At 64.0% G+C, this 12598-nt stretch carries 14 protein-coding genes; 5 read left to right on the top strand and 9 right to left on the bottom strand.

Going from position 1 to position 12598, the window contains the following annotated elements:
• The 5 genes from DK366_RS19225 to DK366_RS19205 form a co-directional block, all read right to left on the bottom strand.
• On the bottom strand, positions 1–417 hold the full coding sequence (locus tag DK366_RS19225) for a nuclear transport factor 2 family protein (RefSeq protein ID WP_109127170.1): 417 nt from the start codon (positions 415–417) through the stop codon (positions 1–3).
• A complete protein-coding gene (locus DK366_RS19220) occupies positions 414–1193 on the bottom strand; it encodes a hypothetical protein (RefSeq protein ID WP_157956625.1) in 780 nt (259 codons plus the stop codon). The genes DK366_RS19225 and DK366_RS19220 overlap by 4 nt, the downstream gene beginning before the upstream one ends.
• Before the next feature lie 113 nt (positions 1194–1306).
• A complete protein-coding gene (locus DK366_RS19215) occupies positions 1307–2248 on the bottom strand; it encodes an AraC family transcriptional regulator (RefSeq protein WP_109127168.1) in 942 nt (313 codons plus the stop codon).
• A 205-nt stretch (positions 2249–2453) separates the two neighbouring features.
• Entirely contained in the window at positions 2454–3389 is a 936-nt protein-coding gene (locus DK366_RS19210; RefSeq protein WP_198651632.1) for a LysR substrate-binding domain-containing protein, read from the bottom strand.
• Positions 3390–3529: 140 nt separating this feature from the next.
• On the bottom strand, positions 3530–3841 hold the full coding sequence (locus DK366_RS19205; protein WP_109127166.1) for a hypothetical protein: 312 nt from the start codon (positions 3839–3841) through the stop codon (positions 3530–3532).
• Positions 3842–4055: 214 nt separating this feature from the next.
• Between DK366_RS19205 and DK366_RS19200 the strand changes: the two genes are divergently transcribed.
• Positions 4056–4298, top strand: a complete 243-nt coding sequence (locus tag DK366_RS19200) for a hypothetical protein (RefSeq protein ID WP_109127165.1) — start codon at positions 4056–4058, stop codon at positions 4296–4298.
• Positions 4299–4824: 526 nt separating this feature from the next.
• On the opposite strand, the gene DK366_RS19195 is transcribed toward DK366_RS19200, so the two are convergent.
• Together DK366_RS19195 and DK366_RS19190 are read right to left on the bottom strand one after the other, a co-directional pair.
• Complete coding sequence (locus DK366_RS19195; protein ID WP_157956623.1) at positions 4825–5112, bottom strand: hypothetical protein; 288 nt, start codon at positions 5110–5112, stop codon at positions 4825–4827.
• Between the two features lie 166 nt (positions 5113–5278).
• Positions 5279–5689: a hypothetical protein gene (locus tag DK366_RS19190; protein ID WP_109127163.1), complete on the bottom strand. Its 411-nt coding sequence runs from the start codon at positions 5687–5689 to the stop codon at positions 5279–5281.
• A 167-nt stretch (positions 5690–5856) separates the two neighbouring features.
• Here DK366_RS19190 and DK366_RS19185 point away from each other — a divergent pair, with 167 nt between their 5' ends.
• From DK366_RS19185 to DK366_RS19175, 3 genes are read left to right on the top strand one after another with little or no spacing between them, the layout of a single operon-like run.
• The gene (locus DK366_RS19185) at positions 5857–6537 is read left to right on the top strand and encodes a MarC family protein (RefSeq protein ID WP_109127208.1); all 681 of its coding nucleotides are present in this window, start codon (positions 5857–5859) and stop codon (positions 6535–6537) included.
• Positions 6538–6539: 2 nt separating this feature from the next.
• A complete protein-coding gene (locus DK366_RS19180; protein ID WP_232821121.1) occupies positions 6540–8201 on the top strand; it encodes an alpha/beta hydrolase-fold protein in 1662 nt (553 codons plus the stop codon).
• Positions 8202–8209: 8 nt separating this feature from the next.
• Entirely contained in the window at positions 8210–8581 is a 372-nt protein-coding gene (locus DK366_RS19175; protein ID WP_109127162.1) for an MliC family protein, read from the top strand.
• A 65-nt stretch (positions 8582–8646) separates the two neighbouring features.
• Here DK366_RS19175 and DK366_RS19170 read toward each other — a convergent pair whose 3' ends face one another.
• Both DK366_RS19170 and DK366_RS19165 read right to left on the bottom strand, forming a co-directional pair.
• Entirely contained in the window at positions 8647–9855 is a 1209-nt protein-coding gene (locus DK366_RS19170) for an alpha/beta fold hydrolase (protein WP_198651631.1), read from the bottom strand.
• A 5-nt stretch (positions 9856–9860) separates the two neighbouring features.
• On the bottom strand, positions 9861–10235 hold the full coding sequence (locus tag DK366_RS19165) for a hypothetical protein (RefSeq protein ID WP_232821120.1): 375 nt from the start codon (positions 10233–10235) through the stop codon (positions 9861–9863).
• 187 nt (positions 10236–10422) lie between these two features.
• On the opposite strand from DK366_RS19165, the gene DK366_RS19160 reads away from it, so the two are divergent.
• Positions 10423–11862, top strand: a complete 1440-nt coding sequence (locus DK366_RS19160) for a PLP-dependent aminotransferase family protein (RefSeq protein WP_109127161.1) — start codon at positions 10423–10425, stop codon at positions 11860–11862.
• Positions 11863–12598: the final 736 nt, after the last annotated feature.

The following is a 12598-nucleotide window of genomic DNA, read 5'->3' as shown; positions in this document are numbered from 1 at the left end:
TCAGGCAGCGCATGCAGCCGGCGAATCGTAGCCGGCAAACGCCTTCTGCACGGTCCAGTCGGGCCGTGTCAGTTCCCACAGGCGATGGATCTTCCCGTCGCGCACGGTGGCCAACAGGATCACCTCGTACTCCACGGCCGCTTCATTGGGGCGCTGGGTGGTGATCCATACACGGGCGGCCACGCGATCGTGATGGGTTACCCACGCCTCGTCGTCATAGCGCACGGCGTAGGTCATGCCCGAGGCATATACGTTCCGATGGCCTTCCAGGAATGCGTGGTAATCCTGCGTCCGGCCGTTGGTTTCAAGCTGGAAATCAGGGTGGTAGTAGCGAGGCAGGGCGCTGAAGTCCCGTTTGATCACCATGTCGTTGAACATGTCGATCAGCAGTTGCTGTGCGGAACGCGGGCTTGTCATGACAGGTCCAGATAGCGAAGCAGTGCGCGTTGGCGAGAGGCCGCCGCGGCAAACGAATGCACGCTGGATGCCGGCGTCGCCTGCCACGCAAAACCGGTGCGCAGGGCCAGCACGGCGGTACGGCCGGCCTTGATGCGGCGACCGAACAACCGGTGCCAGCGACGTTCCATCCACGCAAGCTCGTCGGCCGTACAGCGCAGGTGCTCCTGCATGGAAGGCGACAGGGCGCGTGTGGAACGGAACAAGACCGCAGCAAGGTCGTTGGGGCGTTGCTCGTAGTGCAGCGCCACGCTGGCAGTGAACAGCAGCCAGTCGCGCGTCTGTGCGGCCGAAAGGCTCATGTCGTCGCAGTCCGTACACTCGATGTCGGCGAAGCCCACGTCATTGCCCATGATCTCGATGTGCTCCGCGCTCGCGTGACCAAGGTAGCCGCCCGCGCGATGAAGCTGTGCCATCGCACACGCGGCGCGCCTGACCAGGATGTCCTGCACGAAAGGGCTGTCGATGGCGTCCAGCTGCGCGGCCAGGCTGGTGCCGGTGCCCAGCAGGGAAGCGCTGTCCCCATCGCCATTCGCCGTCACGGGGCGCGGCGCCGGAACTCCCGCTCGCGGGGCAGGCAGCAGGATGTCGCTCAACCAGCTTGCACCACGTCGTGCGGCCGCCTGTTTCCATAGCCGGGCGAGTAGCCGTGAACGCAGGGACGTTCCCGGTTTGCGGGTGCTTTTGACGGTGCGCCGGGCGGTCGGCTTCCGGCGTAAGGCGAGAAACGACTTCATGGGGATCTTCAGCGGAGAGTGGGGAGTGCGCATGCTAGGCGGCAAGGGCCAGCTGCTCTTTTCGTTGCGCCGTCTGCTTTTTCGATTCGCACGATTGACCGTGCTTTGGACGTCTATACGCCCTGGGCCTGCAGCAGGTCGCCGCGCCACTGGCTGGGAGTCTTGCCGGTCAGGCGCTTGAACACTGTGGTGAAGTGCGCCTGCGTGTGGAAGCCGACGTCCAGCGCGATGTCCAGCATGGAGCGGGGCATCTCGGCCATCAGCTGCTTGGCGTGTTCCATCCGGCACAGCAGCAGGTAGTGGTGCGGACGATAGCCGGTGGCGGCGCGGAACTGCGCGGCGAAGTGCATGGGCGACAGGCCTGCGGCGGCCGCCATGTCGTTGAGCGTGATGTGGTCGGCAAGATGTTCCTTCACGTAGTCGTCCACACGCTGCATGCGCCACTGCGGCAGCACGGTCTTGCGGGTGGCGCAGGCACGTGGAGCCGCGGCGGCACGCAGGTGGCGCAGGCGGTCCACGAACAGTTCCATGATCTGCGCAGCCAGCGCGTGCTCACGGCAGTCGCCATGCATTTCCAGCAGGGTGCGGGCGAGCTGCAGCAGCAGCGCGTCGTGTGCCGGGCCCATGGAGAAGCAGGCATGGCTGGCGTCGTCGCTTGCCCAGAACAGCTGCACGGGGACGGCCACATGCAGGGCGCGGCAGGGGCCGGCGGTGTGCACGGTTACCGTCTCGCCGGGACGGCTGACGTAGTAGGAGCCGGCATGGCAGGTGCGCTCTTCCAGGGCGTGGTCGTCGCTGCGCAGCGACAGGCGGGCCTCGTCCAGCAGAAGCAGTACGGCATAGGCGCCGGCCGGCGTGGTGGCTTCCCAGGTGGTCGGGGCGGCTTCGTCATGGGCCCATACCGCGGCCTTGGCACGGGCAGGGCCATTCACGGGCAGGGCGGTTTCCAGCCAGCGGTTGTCGGCGGCGCAGCGCGCCAGAAGGGAACGGGTGGCCGATTGAGCCTTGGCGGCCAGGTCTTTGTTCAGCGAACGGGTTTTGATGACGGCAGACATGACTTCTCCGTTCCAGTCCATGGCGGGCTGGTTCGAAAAGGGTGGAATGGGGTTTCAGGGAGGCGGCCGGGATGGCCGGGTCCGTGTTTAAGGCTGGGCGGTTCGACGTGCTAGGCGAAAGGCCTGTCTTGTGCGACGCAACAGAGTGTCTGCCTTTCCCGCGTCGAAAGAAAATACCGTTTTGCTATGCGGCCATAACGGGCCGCTATGGCTCGGCATCCACCCACTCGGCGCCCGAGAACGCGGACTGGCCGACCTGGCTGCGCAGGAACCCCAGCAACTGGGCTTCGATGGCGGCAGCGGCCCGTGTCGGCGGCTTGTCACGCGAGGTGATCAGGCAGGCCGTGAGGTAGATGGGCGGCTCGATGGGCGTGGTGGCAATGTCCGGATGGCCGGGCATGTCGGAGAAGTCGCCCTTGGGCAGTACGGCGTGTCCCAGGCCGGTTTCCACGGCCGACAACACCACGTCGAACAGGTCCGATTCGGCCACCGGCTCGGCCTGCAGGCCAGCCGCGGCGAATTCGCGATCGAGCGCCTTGCGCAGCACATTGGTGGGCGTGGGCAGCATCAGCGGAAGCTGCGCCATCTCGGCAAGCGTGGTGGACCGTGCCAGCTTGCCTTCCATGCGGCTCGCCAGATACAGCCGCTGGCGGAACAGTACTTCGCGGGTGAAGCCGGTTTCCGGTGAGTTTTCGAAAACGATGGCCAGGTCGATGGCCTTGGACGCCACCTTCTCGCGTAGCGTTTCGCTGTCGCCGGTAACAAAGCGCAGCGTGACCTTGGGCAAGGTGGCGCGGCAGATTTCCATCATCTTGCCGGTGAGCGCGGGCGCCATGGTGGATGCCATGCCGAAGCACACCACGCCCTGGATGTCGCCCTGCGAGGAGCGCACGATGGCCGGCAGATCATCCACCTGCCGGATCAGCTTCAGCGCTTCCTGGTAAAGCACTTCACCCGCAGCCGTGGGCGTAACGCCGCGCGCGCTGCGATGGAGCAGGGTGACACCGAACTCATCTTCCAGTTCGGCGATCTGCTTGCTCAGCGCAGGCTGGGCAATGTGGATCAGGGCTGCGGCCCGCGAAAAGCTGCCTGCCTCCACGATCCTGGCGAAATAGCGCAAATGCCGGAACTGCAAGGTCACGCTCCTCTCGATCGATGAAGGTTGGGCAACTCCGGCAGGGACGCCGGGCTCAATCCCGGGATTATCAGGGCCCGATGCCGACCGCGCCACCCGATGGGCCTGCGGGATCGTGCGTTTGCGAAATCCGCCGTGCGCTGGCATCAGCTGCAAGGGAACAGCTGGTCGAACGGCGGGTCGGAAATGCCGTAGACGGCTATTTCAATGCCTTCACCGTGGTCGCTGTAGTCGGCAATGTGCACCGACACGGCTTGCACCTGACCTTCCTCGCCCACCACGTAGAGACCCATCAAGACCTGGTCGTCTTCCCGGCAGGCGAGGAAATCCGGCTGCAATGTTTCGTAGTGGTGGGACGCCACGAAGCTGCCGAACGCCGTGGCCTTCATGCGATCGGCGACCTCCAGTCTTGACCAGCCGATAAGCAGGTCGCCGCTGAACACCATGTACCAGCACATACATCGTCCTCGCGCACGTTGGTTGTCGTGCGACGGTGCCATCATGTTCTGGATCGGATGCCTGGGTTTTCAGGTACGCAGCGGTATTTGTCGAAACCCACGCTGGCAGGTACGACGTATGCGTCGTGGCAATCGGCAAAGACATGTTGCCTTTGAAAAGCACGCTCCGACGCCGCGCCTTAGCGTTGCGCCACCTTTCAACGTGGAGTAACTCATGAAGAGAATCCGGAAACGCGCATCCAACGAGCTCACGTTCTTCAGTGAACTCGATGATCGCCTTGGACGACTGAAGATGGATGGCGCGCCACCCGATGTGCTTTGGCAGACGCTGGCGTGCCTGCCCAAGGTGCCGTCGATGCGCGATCGCCTCGCGGATCGGCGTTACTGGTGGTTGCACCTGTACGCCATTCTGGAGCGTCATGGCATGGGTATCCCGAAGGTTCCCGCTTCGGCGTGACGCGTCGCGGATCGTTCGTTTTGAAAGCACGCCGTGCATTTCGACAAGTGTTCCGCCCACCGCACAGGCACGCTATGCATGCACCCACCGCATTCCTGCGTATCGATGCATGCAGGGGCCTTGGCACATGGAAAGGCAGGTCCGCGCGTTCTCCCCCGTGACGACTCCCCAGGGATTTCACCCCGATCCCCATCGTCACCGGTTCGCTTCTGCATGCACGACGGATGGGGCATCGCGTGACGCGTCGAGCGCCCGCGCTGCCGCCAAACTCGCGCCGTGCGACGCATGGTTCACCGATGCTCCTCCCGGCCGTCGGAACATGCGCAGGAATGCGGATGGTGTGCTTCCCCCTTCCTTTGATGTTCTTGCGCGCCACGGCTTGTTCAACAACAGGTTGTTTCCGCGATCCAGCCCCGGCCGCTCCAGACGGCCGGGGCTTTTTTTATGCTTCGCGGGGAGAAGAAAACGCCCGGCCATGTCGCCATGGCCGGGCGTTTGTGTGTCCAGGGAATCGTAACGTGCTGGCTCAGTAGCGGCCGTGCTCGTTGGCGACGTCGGCCGCCAGGCGAAGCTCTTCATTCGCTTCGCTGAGCAGTTCCTTCGCACGGGCGGCATGGCCGCCGAGGTGCGAATCGTTGTCGTACTGCGCATCGCCCACCAGCTGCCAGGCCTGCACGATGTGCTCCTGCGCATTGCGCAGGTTGCCGTGGTGATAACCGATGTCGACATAGGGTGCGCCCTGCTGGGCCATGGTGGCGCAACCGAACGTGCTGGCGGCGCCCAGGATGACGCCGATGAACATTGCCTTCTTCATGGTGATGAACTCTCGCGGGATGTGGGGCCGTTGTGGCTTGGGCTATCGCGAACGAGGCAGCGTGTGCGTCGTTGCGTCGATGACCTTGAAGCACAGGTTAGGCATCTCACGGCGCGCGCGATTTCCTGAGGGCACGCGGTTTTTCCAAATCACACGAGGCGGTGCTTCATTCGCCGTTACGGCCGAACGTAAGGGCGGCATTCGCGCTCAGAGTCTTCTGCAAAGACTCGATGCGCTGGTCGTAGGAACGATTGAGGCACGCGACGTTGCCGGCGCAGACGTTTCGCGCCTGTTGCAGCCACTGGAGCTGCTCCACGCGCAAGTGGTCGTCGAATTCCCGGTAAGCCATGCCGGCCTGCGCAGGCTTCAACTGACGCAACACCTGGACGTACGTCGCCATGACGACATCCTTGCGGCCGAGTACCGGCGATGTGCAGATCGCGCGTTCCGTCGGCGAGCTGGCCTTGGCGCAATCGAAGCTGGCCACCTGGGCGTGGAGCGTGCCTGCCGCGCTCAGGGCGAGCAGGGCGGAGAGGCGAATGGCACAGCGGCTGGGTGTCCGATGGAAGCGGAACATGGGAAGAATCCTCGTCGAGTTGTCCTCATGTTGCCTGCGAGTTGTCGCGCATGGAATGCATCCATGCATGCACGTCGTTCGATTTCGAAAGGCCGCGTGCCAACCGGAAAGCTCCCCTGCGGGCTCTCGTTCAGCATGTGCAGCACGACATCACAGAACTTGCCGCCATGTTGCAGGAATTCGCCAAAACCACGCTGTTCATTCTTGCCAGCCTGCTGCCGATCATCAATCCGCCGGCCGTCGGCTTCATCGTGCTCAGCATGGTGCCGCACGCCACCGATGCCGAACGCGCGGAACTGGCGCGCAACATCACCATCAACAGCGTGATCCTGCTGGCGGTGTCGCTGCTGCTGGGTGCCTATGTGCTCGCTTTCTTCGGCATTTCCATTCCCGTGTTGCGCGTGGCAGGCGGCATCATCGTGGCGGTGGCTGGCTGGAAGCTGTTGCAGTCCAACGACGATGACGACATCCACGATCACGAGCACGGCGACGCCGCGCGCAGTGGCCTGGCACTTCGATCCAAGGCGTTCTATCCACTGACGTTGCCGTTGACCATCGGCCCGGGCGCCATCGCCGTGGCGATTGCGCTGGGAACCGGTTCGCCCAACGAAGGCCCGCTGCCGGTGCATGTCGCGGGCGTGTCGGTGGCCCTGGTGCTGTTGAGCATCGTCATCTACCTGTGCGTGCGCTACGCCTGCCGTGTCCAGCGCTTCCTGGGTGAAGTCGGTACACGCGTGGTGATGCGCCTGTTTGCGTTTGTCATCTTCTGCATCGGCGTGCAGATCTTCTGGCGCGGCCTGTCGGGCCTGTTGAATCCCGCCCACGCTGTTGCGGCCTTGATGCCCTGACCATGAACACGGCTGCCCTGAAACGCATACCCTGGAAGATCGTCGCGGGCCTTGTGCTCGTGATGACGCTGGTGGCTGCCGTCTCGGTGCGCTGGGCGCTGGTCTGGCAGGCCGAACGCAAGCCGCCCATTTTTCTGGTGAAGCTGGATGGTGCTGCGTCCACGCCCGTGTCCGGCCGCCTGCTGCTGTTCGCCACGCCAGCCGCTGCTGCGCGTGCCGCGGCGCCGGGTGGTGTGGTGACCTCGGTCGATGCCGACGCGTGGCACCCCAACAAGGCGTCAGTAGCGGCCCGTGAAATCGCGCGCCTGGCTCCGGGGCAGACAGTGGAGATCGACACGGACGCGCTCGCGTTTCCCCGCGGTTTTTCACAGTTGCCGCCCGGGGAATATCTGGTGCAGGCCGTGCTCGACCAGGACCACAACTACAACTACAGCGGCCGAGACACGGGTGTTCTCATCAGCCCGGTTGTCAGCGTGCATCTCCCTGCCATTACACCGGCGGTGCTGAAGCTGGTGGCCGTGCACTCGCGGCCGGAGCCTTGGTCGCTGCCGTGGGAAAGCGCCGCCGTACGCGCCGATGCGGCCGAGGCCCGCCAGCATGCGGTGAAACTGGATCGCACGAGCGCACTGCTGTCGAATTTCTGGGGCAGGCCTACCGACATGCGGGGTTGGGTGTTGTTGCCGCCAGGCTATGACCCGGCTGCCACACGTCGCTATCCCACGGTGTACTTCACGCACGGTTACGGCGGCGACGAAAACACGCTGGTTGACGATGTAGTGAACGTGCATCTGGCCATGAAGCAGGGCAGCATGCCGCCGATGATCTGGGTGTTCCTCGATCAGGCCACGCCCACAGGCACCCATGAGTTTGCCGATTCGGTGAACAACGGTCCGTGGGGCAGCGCGCTGGTGGACGAACTGATTCCCTACCTTGAATCGCATTACCGCATGGATGCCAATGTGCAGGGGCGCTTTCTCACCGGGCATTCGTCAGGTGGCTGGGCCACGTTGTGGCTGCAGACGCACTATCCGAAAGTGTTCGGCGGTACGTGGTCGACCTCGCCCGATCCGATCGATTTTCACGATTTCTCCGGCGTGAACCTCTATGCGCCGCACGTGAATCTTTATCGGCGGCCCGACGGTACGCCGTGGCCCATCGATCGCGTGCATTTCCACGCGGAAGGTTCCTTCGCGGATGCCGCGCGGCTGGAGCAGGTGCTGGGTCCCTATGGTGGCCAGCTGTCGTCGTACGAGTGGGTTTTCTCGCCGCGCAATGTCGATGGCACGCCGATGAAATTGTTCGATCGCTTTACCGGCGAGGTCGATCCTGCGGTGCGCGATTACTGGATCGAGCACTACGACATCGCGCATTACGTGCAGCAGAACTGGCCTTCGCTGAAAGCCGATCTCGACGGCAAGATCCATATTGCCGTGGGCACGGATGACACGTGGTACCTCGACGGCGCCGTGCACAAATTCCAGGTCGTGCTGCAGAGCCTGCATGCACGCGCCGACATTCGTTTTCTTCCCAACAAGGCGCACATGGATCTGTACGCCCAGGGCAATGACCCGAACGCCTTGCTGAAGCAGATGGCGTGGCAGATGTACGGCCTCGCGCGTCCGGGCACACCGCTTCCCACTTCCACCGAGGTTGCATCCCGATGAAACTTGTCATGGCGTTTCCCCCGCGCCGCCTGTGTTCGTTGTTGCTTGGCGTGGCGTCGCTTCCCTTGAGTGTCGAGGCGTTTGCCGGTCCGCTGCTGGTGCCTCAAGTGCAGATCGATCGTGCCATCGATGCCGTCTATCGCTGCCCCGGTGGCCGCAGCTTCAAGGTGACGTACTTCAATGCACGCAACGGCCAGAGCTTTGCGCTGGTGCCGGTGAAGGGAACGCCGATGCTTCTGGTCGCGGGCATGTCGGCCGACGGTGTGCGCTACCAGGCGGGCTTCGTCACGTGGTGGAGCAAAGGCCAGGGCGGCGATTTGTATGACGCGCGCGTCGATCCCGATCGCCCGGTGCTGAAGGGTTGCACCTCGTCATCCTGATCGGCCATGCAGCAACGAAAAAGGGCGCGTTTCACACGCGCCCTTTTTTGCGGGGTTAAGCAGACTCAGCGCGATGGTGCCTGGCAGGTATTTGGCGCAGGTTGTCCCGCGAAGCGGTCGGCCATCCAGTCCACCGCCTGCACGGCACTGTCGCTGCCGATCCAGCCGTGATTCACGCCCGGCACTTCAAGGTACTCGACGCGACTGCCGGCCGCGCACAGGCGCTGCACGTAGGCTTCCGTCACGGAAGGCAACACCAGGCGGTCCGCCGCTCCCTGCGTGATGAGCACGGGCAGGTCGGCGGGCAAGGTGCCGGCTTCGTTTTGCGCAAGCAGCGACTTCCACGGCTCGATACTGGTGATGTTTTTCACCGCGAGGAATTGTTGTTGCAGTGGGCGTTGCGAATAGTGGCGCTCCACCATGTCGAGCACCGACTCGATGCACTCGTTGGACAGCGCATCGACGGCGGGCATGGCTGCCGGTTCCACCGCCTGGTCGATAGGTGCGCCGTAGACGCGGTTCCACGACCACAGCGTCATCGCTGTCACGTTGCGGCCGCCATCGGTGTCGGCATCTTCCGTCAACAGCGTCTTGAGGTCCGTGGCGGGCGCCGCGGCGGCCACACCGACCAGTTTCAGTTCGGGTGCGTAGCTGGCGCTGAGCATGCCGGTGAACAACGCTGCCTGGCCGCCCTGTGAATGCCCCCACACGGCATAACGGTCACCGGCCTGTGCGTTGGGCACCTGATGGGCGGCGCGCACGATGTCGATAACGGCGCGCGCCTCGCTGGCACCCACCAGATACGGATGCGGTCCTTCCGTGCCCAGGCCGGGGTAATCCGTGGCGGCCACGATGTAGCCGTGACGCACCATGTCACGCAGGCCCATCATGGTCTGGAATACGAAATGTGCTTCCGATGGCGCGCAACGCGGCACGACGCCGGTCGTGGGGTGAGCCCACGCCACGATGGGGCGGCCACCTTCCGGCGCCGGCCCCGCCGGCACCACGATGACGCCCGATACCGCGATGGGTTCGCCGTGCACGCCAATGGAGCGGTAAAGCACGCGATAGGCGCTGGCGCCCAGCGGCGCGCCGTCCATGGGTTCCATGCGAATGATGGAGCCGGGTGATCCGATGGCCTGGTCGGCTTCGACGCCGTAAAAGCCGGCTTCGGCATGCGCATCCGGCATGCCGAAGCCGCTCCACATGCTCAGGCCTGCAAGGCCCAGTACGGACAGTGCGATGGCGCTGGCGATCTTGGCTCGTTTCAGCATGGCGCTCATCCCACCGTCATCGCCCAGGTGATGAAGCCCGTGTTGATCACGGTAAACACCATGCCAACCAGGAAGACGCCGTCGGCGATGTATTCCAGGCGATGGTTGCGCTTGCGGCTGCGCGTGCGCAGGGCCCAGTAGGCCGCGAACGCGGAGATCAGGTAGATCATGGTGTTGATGGTCAGCAGGTCGTCGCCAAGCACGTCCTCGCTGCGCAGCGTCACCACCACGCGCAGGATGCCGACCACGGTCAGGCACACGCCGACCATCACCGACGATGAGGTGAAAATGTGGACGCAGATGTCGTCGTCCAGCGCACGGCGGCGGGCGTCGCTTTGCTCGCGGGCGGCCAGGGCAGGGGATGGCGTGCGTCGGGACATGTTCATGGCATCGGAAACGCAGGGGGAGATGGCCGCACATTGTGGGGATGGCGGCAACACGCCAATTTCCGGTTTGCAGGCGCCCTTTCCAAATCGAACGATGCCGCTGACATCGTTGTTCCGGGGCTGGACTTGGGCGGTCGCATGCATACAATGCAACACAAGATCCATACATTAGACGGGCCGAATGGCAAAGCTACGCACCTTGAGCTGGAAGCCTCGTTTGCCCGCCAATCGCGGGCCGATGTACCTGGCCATTGCCGATGCCATTGGCGAGGACATCCGGTCGGGCCAGCTGGCCCCGGGTGACCGCTTGCCGCCCATGCGCGCCCTGGCCGACTGGCTGGGCATCGACTTCACCACGGTCACCCGCGCCTACGCCGAAGCCGCACGGCGCGAGCTGGTGGACGCGGAAGTGGGGCGCGGCACGTTCGTGCGCAAGCGCGCGCTGCCGCCGCCGCGCACCGTCACGGTGGGTGCGGTGGAAATGAGCATGAACCACCCGCCGGCATTCCACGATCCCGCGTTGCTCGAACGCATGTGGCAAGGCATGCGCGATGTGCAGGCACGTGGCGAAGATCTGCTTATGCGATATCAGCCACCCGGTGGCACGCCCTATGACCGCGAAGTAGGCGCTGGCTGGCTGTCGTCGCACATTCCTGGTGCCGCCGCCGATCGCGTGCTGGTGACGGCGGGCCTGCAAGGTGGCCTGCATTCCGTGTTGAGCATGTTGCTTTCCCCCGGCGACACGCTCGCCGTGGAAGCACTGACTTATCCCGGCGTACGCGCACTCGCTGCACTGTTGCGCCTTCGCCTGGTGCCGGTGGCGATGGACGAACATGGCGTCGATCCGGACGCACTCGATGCCGTGTGTGCGTCTGAATCGCCCAAGGCGTTCTACTGCATGCCCAGCCTGCACAACCCGACCGCCATCACCATGCCGGTCGAGCGTCGCGAAGCGATTGCAGCGGTGATGAAACGCCACAACCTGCCGATTATCGAAGACGACGATTACGGCTCGTTGCCCGCGCAGGTGTTGCCGCCGCTTGCCGTGTTTGCTCCGGCGCTGACGTATCACATCGCGGGACTTTCCAAGTGCCTGTCGCCCTCGTTGGTGGTGGCGTATGTGCTCACGCCGGATGCATGGTCAGCGGCGCGCCTGACGTCGGTGATGCGCGCCACGTCGGGTACGGTGTCGTCCCTGAGTGCAGCGGTAACCTCACGCTGGATCGAGGAAGGCACTGCTGCGCAGGTCGTGCAGGCCATTCGCACGGAAGCCAATGAGCGCCTTGCCATTGCTTCGCGCATGCTGCCGCGCTCGCAGGTGGCGATACCGAAGGATGGCTTTCATCTGTGGCTGCGCCTGCCGGAGCCATGGACCAGCGGCGAGTTCGTCGGCGGCTTGCGAAATGCCGGGCTGGGCATCGTGGGACGCGAGGCGTTCAGCGTAGGCCCGTCGCCGGAGGCAGTGCGTTTGGCGTTGGGCGCGTCGGGAACGCGGGAGCAGTTGCGGGAAGGGCTGGGCATGGTGGCGGATCTGATGACGCAGTCGCCGATGATGCTGTCGCCGGTGGTGGGATGCGTTTTGTCTTTCTATGCCCTTTGCGGAGAGGGTTGGGCGCCGTGATCTTTACGGTCGTGAGAGGCGGGGGGCTTGCGGAATCGCTTCTGGTTTTTTCGCGCGTTCACTTCCCCGCACCTGAAAACCTTAATTCCCCCTCACCGTCATCCCTGCGAAGGCAGGGATCCAGTGACTTTGCTTATGGTTATCGCGTTGCGGTGACTTGCGCCATCGGACTATTCCGCGATCTGGCCGCTCACGCCGCGGTGGCGTTTCGATCGTCTGCCGACGACGCGAAGCTAGTCCCGTGGGACGCTCGAGTCACTTTTCTTTTGCTGGCCCAAAAGATCCCACGGGGACTAGCTTCGCGTCGAAAATAGTCCAAAGAAAATGGCCTTCAGAGCTAGGCCTCGTAGCATTCCGCTGAGATAAGCCCGAACGGCTGAGGTGCGTTGGTACTTGGCAACCTCCGCCGAGACAGAGCGGGTACTTCCACGCGCTTCGCAACGGCCGAGGCCAAGAGGGCTTAAGGCAGGTGGTCGCTACGCTTCCCGACCACTACGATGGATCAAAGCGAACGCTGCGCTTCCCGACCGCTGGGGTGGTGTAAAGCCCACGCTCTGCTTTCCGACCACAGGGGCGATTCAAGAGGCGCGCTTCGCTTTCAGACCGTCATGGGCAATGAACTCCGGTACGCACGACAGGGCGCAACCGCAGCCTTTGCCCCCTCTCCCCTCCGGGGAGAGGGTTGGGGTGAGGGGCCAATCTAGCCTCTCCCTTCCAATCGATCCTTCTTGAAGGC

Origin of the sequence: Dyella sp. C11 (genome assembly GCF_003121485.1) — a bacterium.
Taxonomy (GTDB): Bacteria; Pseudomonadota; Gammaproteobacteria; order Xanthomonadales; family Rhodanobacteraceae; genus Dyella.
The sequence above is the reverse complement of the archived record's forward strand: the minus strand, read 5'-3'. Positions and strand labels throughout refer to the sequence as shown.

Coding starts and splice junctions, on each gene's coding strand:
- DK366_RS19225 (WP_109127170.1), bottom strand. CDS start 417: ATGACAAGCCCGCGTTCCGCACAGCAACTGCTGATCGACATGTTCAAC.
- DK366_RS19220 (WP_157956625.1), bottom strand. CDS start 1,193: ATGAAGTCGTTTCTCGCCTTACGCCGGAAGCCGACCGCCCGGCGCACC.
- DK366_RS19215 (WP_109127168.1), bottom strand. CDS start 2,248: ATGTCTGCCGTCATCAAAACCCGTTCGCTGAACAAAGACCTGGCCGCC.
- DK366_RS19205 (WP_109127166.1), bottom strand. CDS start 3,841: ATGTGCTGGTACATGGTGTTCAGCGGCGACCTGCTTATCGGCTGGTCA.
- DK366_RS19200 (WP_109127165.1), top strand. CDS start 4,056: ATGAAGAGAATCCGGAAACGCGCATCCAACGAGCTCACGTTCTTCAGT.
- DK366_RS19195 (WP_157956623.1), bottom strand. CDS start 5,112: ATGAAGAAGGCAATGTTCATCGGCGTCATCCTGGGCGCCGCCAGCACG.
- DK366_RS19190 (WP_109127163.1), bottom strand. CDS start 5,689: ATGTTCCGCTTCCATCGGACACCCAGCCGCTGTGCCATTCGCCTCTCC.
- DK366_RS19185 (WP_109127208.1), top strand. CDS start 5,857: ATGTTGCAGGAATTCGCCAAAACCACGCTGTTCATTCTTGCCAGCCTG.
- DK366_RS19180 (WP_232821121.1), top strand. CDS start 6,540: ATGAACACGGCTGCCCTGAAACGCATACCCTGGAAGATCGTCGCGGGC.
- DK366_RS19175 (WP_109127162.1), top strand. CDS start 8,210: ATGGCGTTTCCCCCGCGCCGCCTGTGTTCGTTGTTGCTTGGCGTGGCG.
- DK366_RS19170 (WP_198651631.1), bottom strand. CDS start 9,855: ATGCTGAAACGAGCCAAGATCGCCAGCGCCATCGCACTGTCCGTACTG.
- DK366_RS19165 (WP_232821120.1), bottom strand. CDS start 10,235: ATGTCCCGACGCACGCCATCCCCTGCCCTGGCCGCCCGCGAGCAAAGC.
- DK366_RS19160 (WP_109127161.1), top strand. CDS start 10,423: ATGGCAAAGCTACGCACCTTGAGCTGGAAGCCTCGTTTGCCCGCCAAT.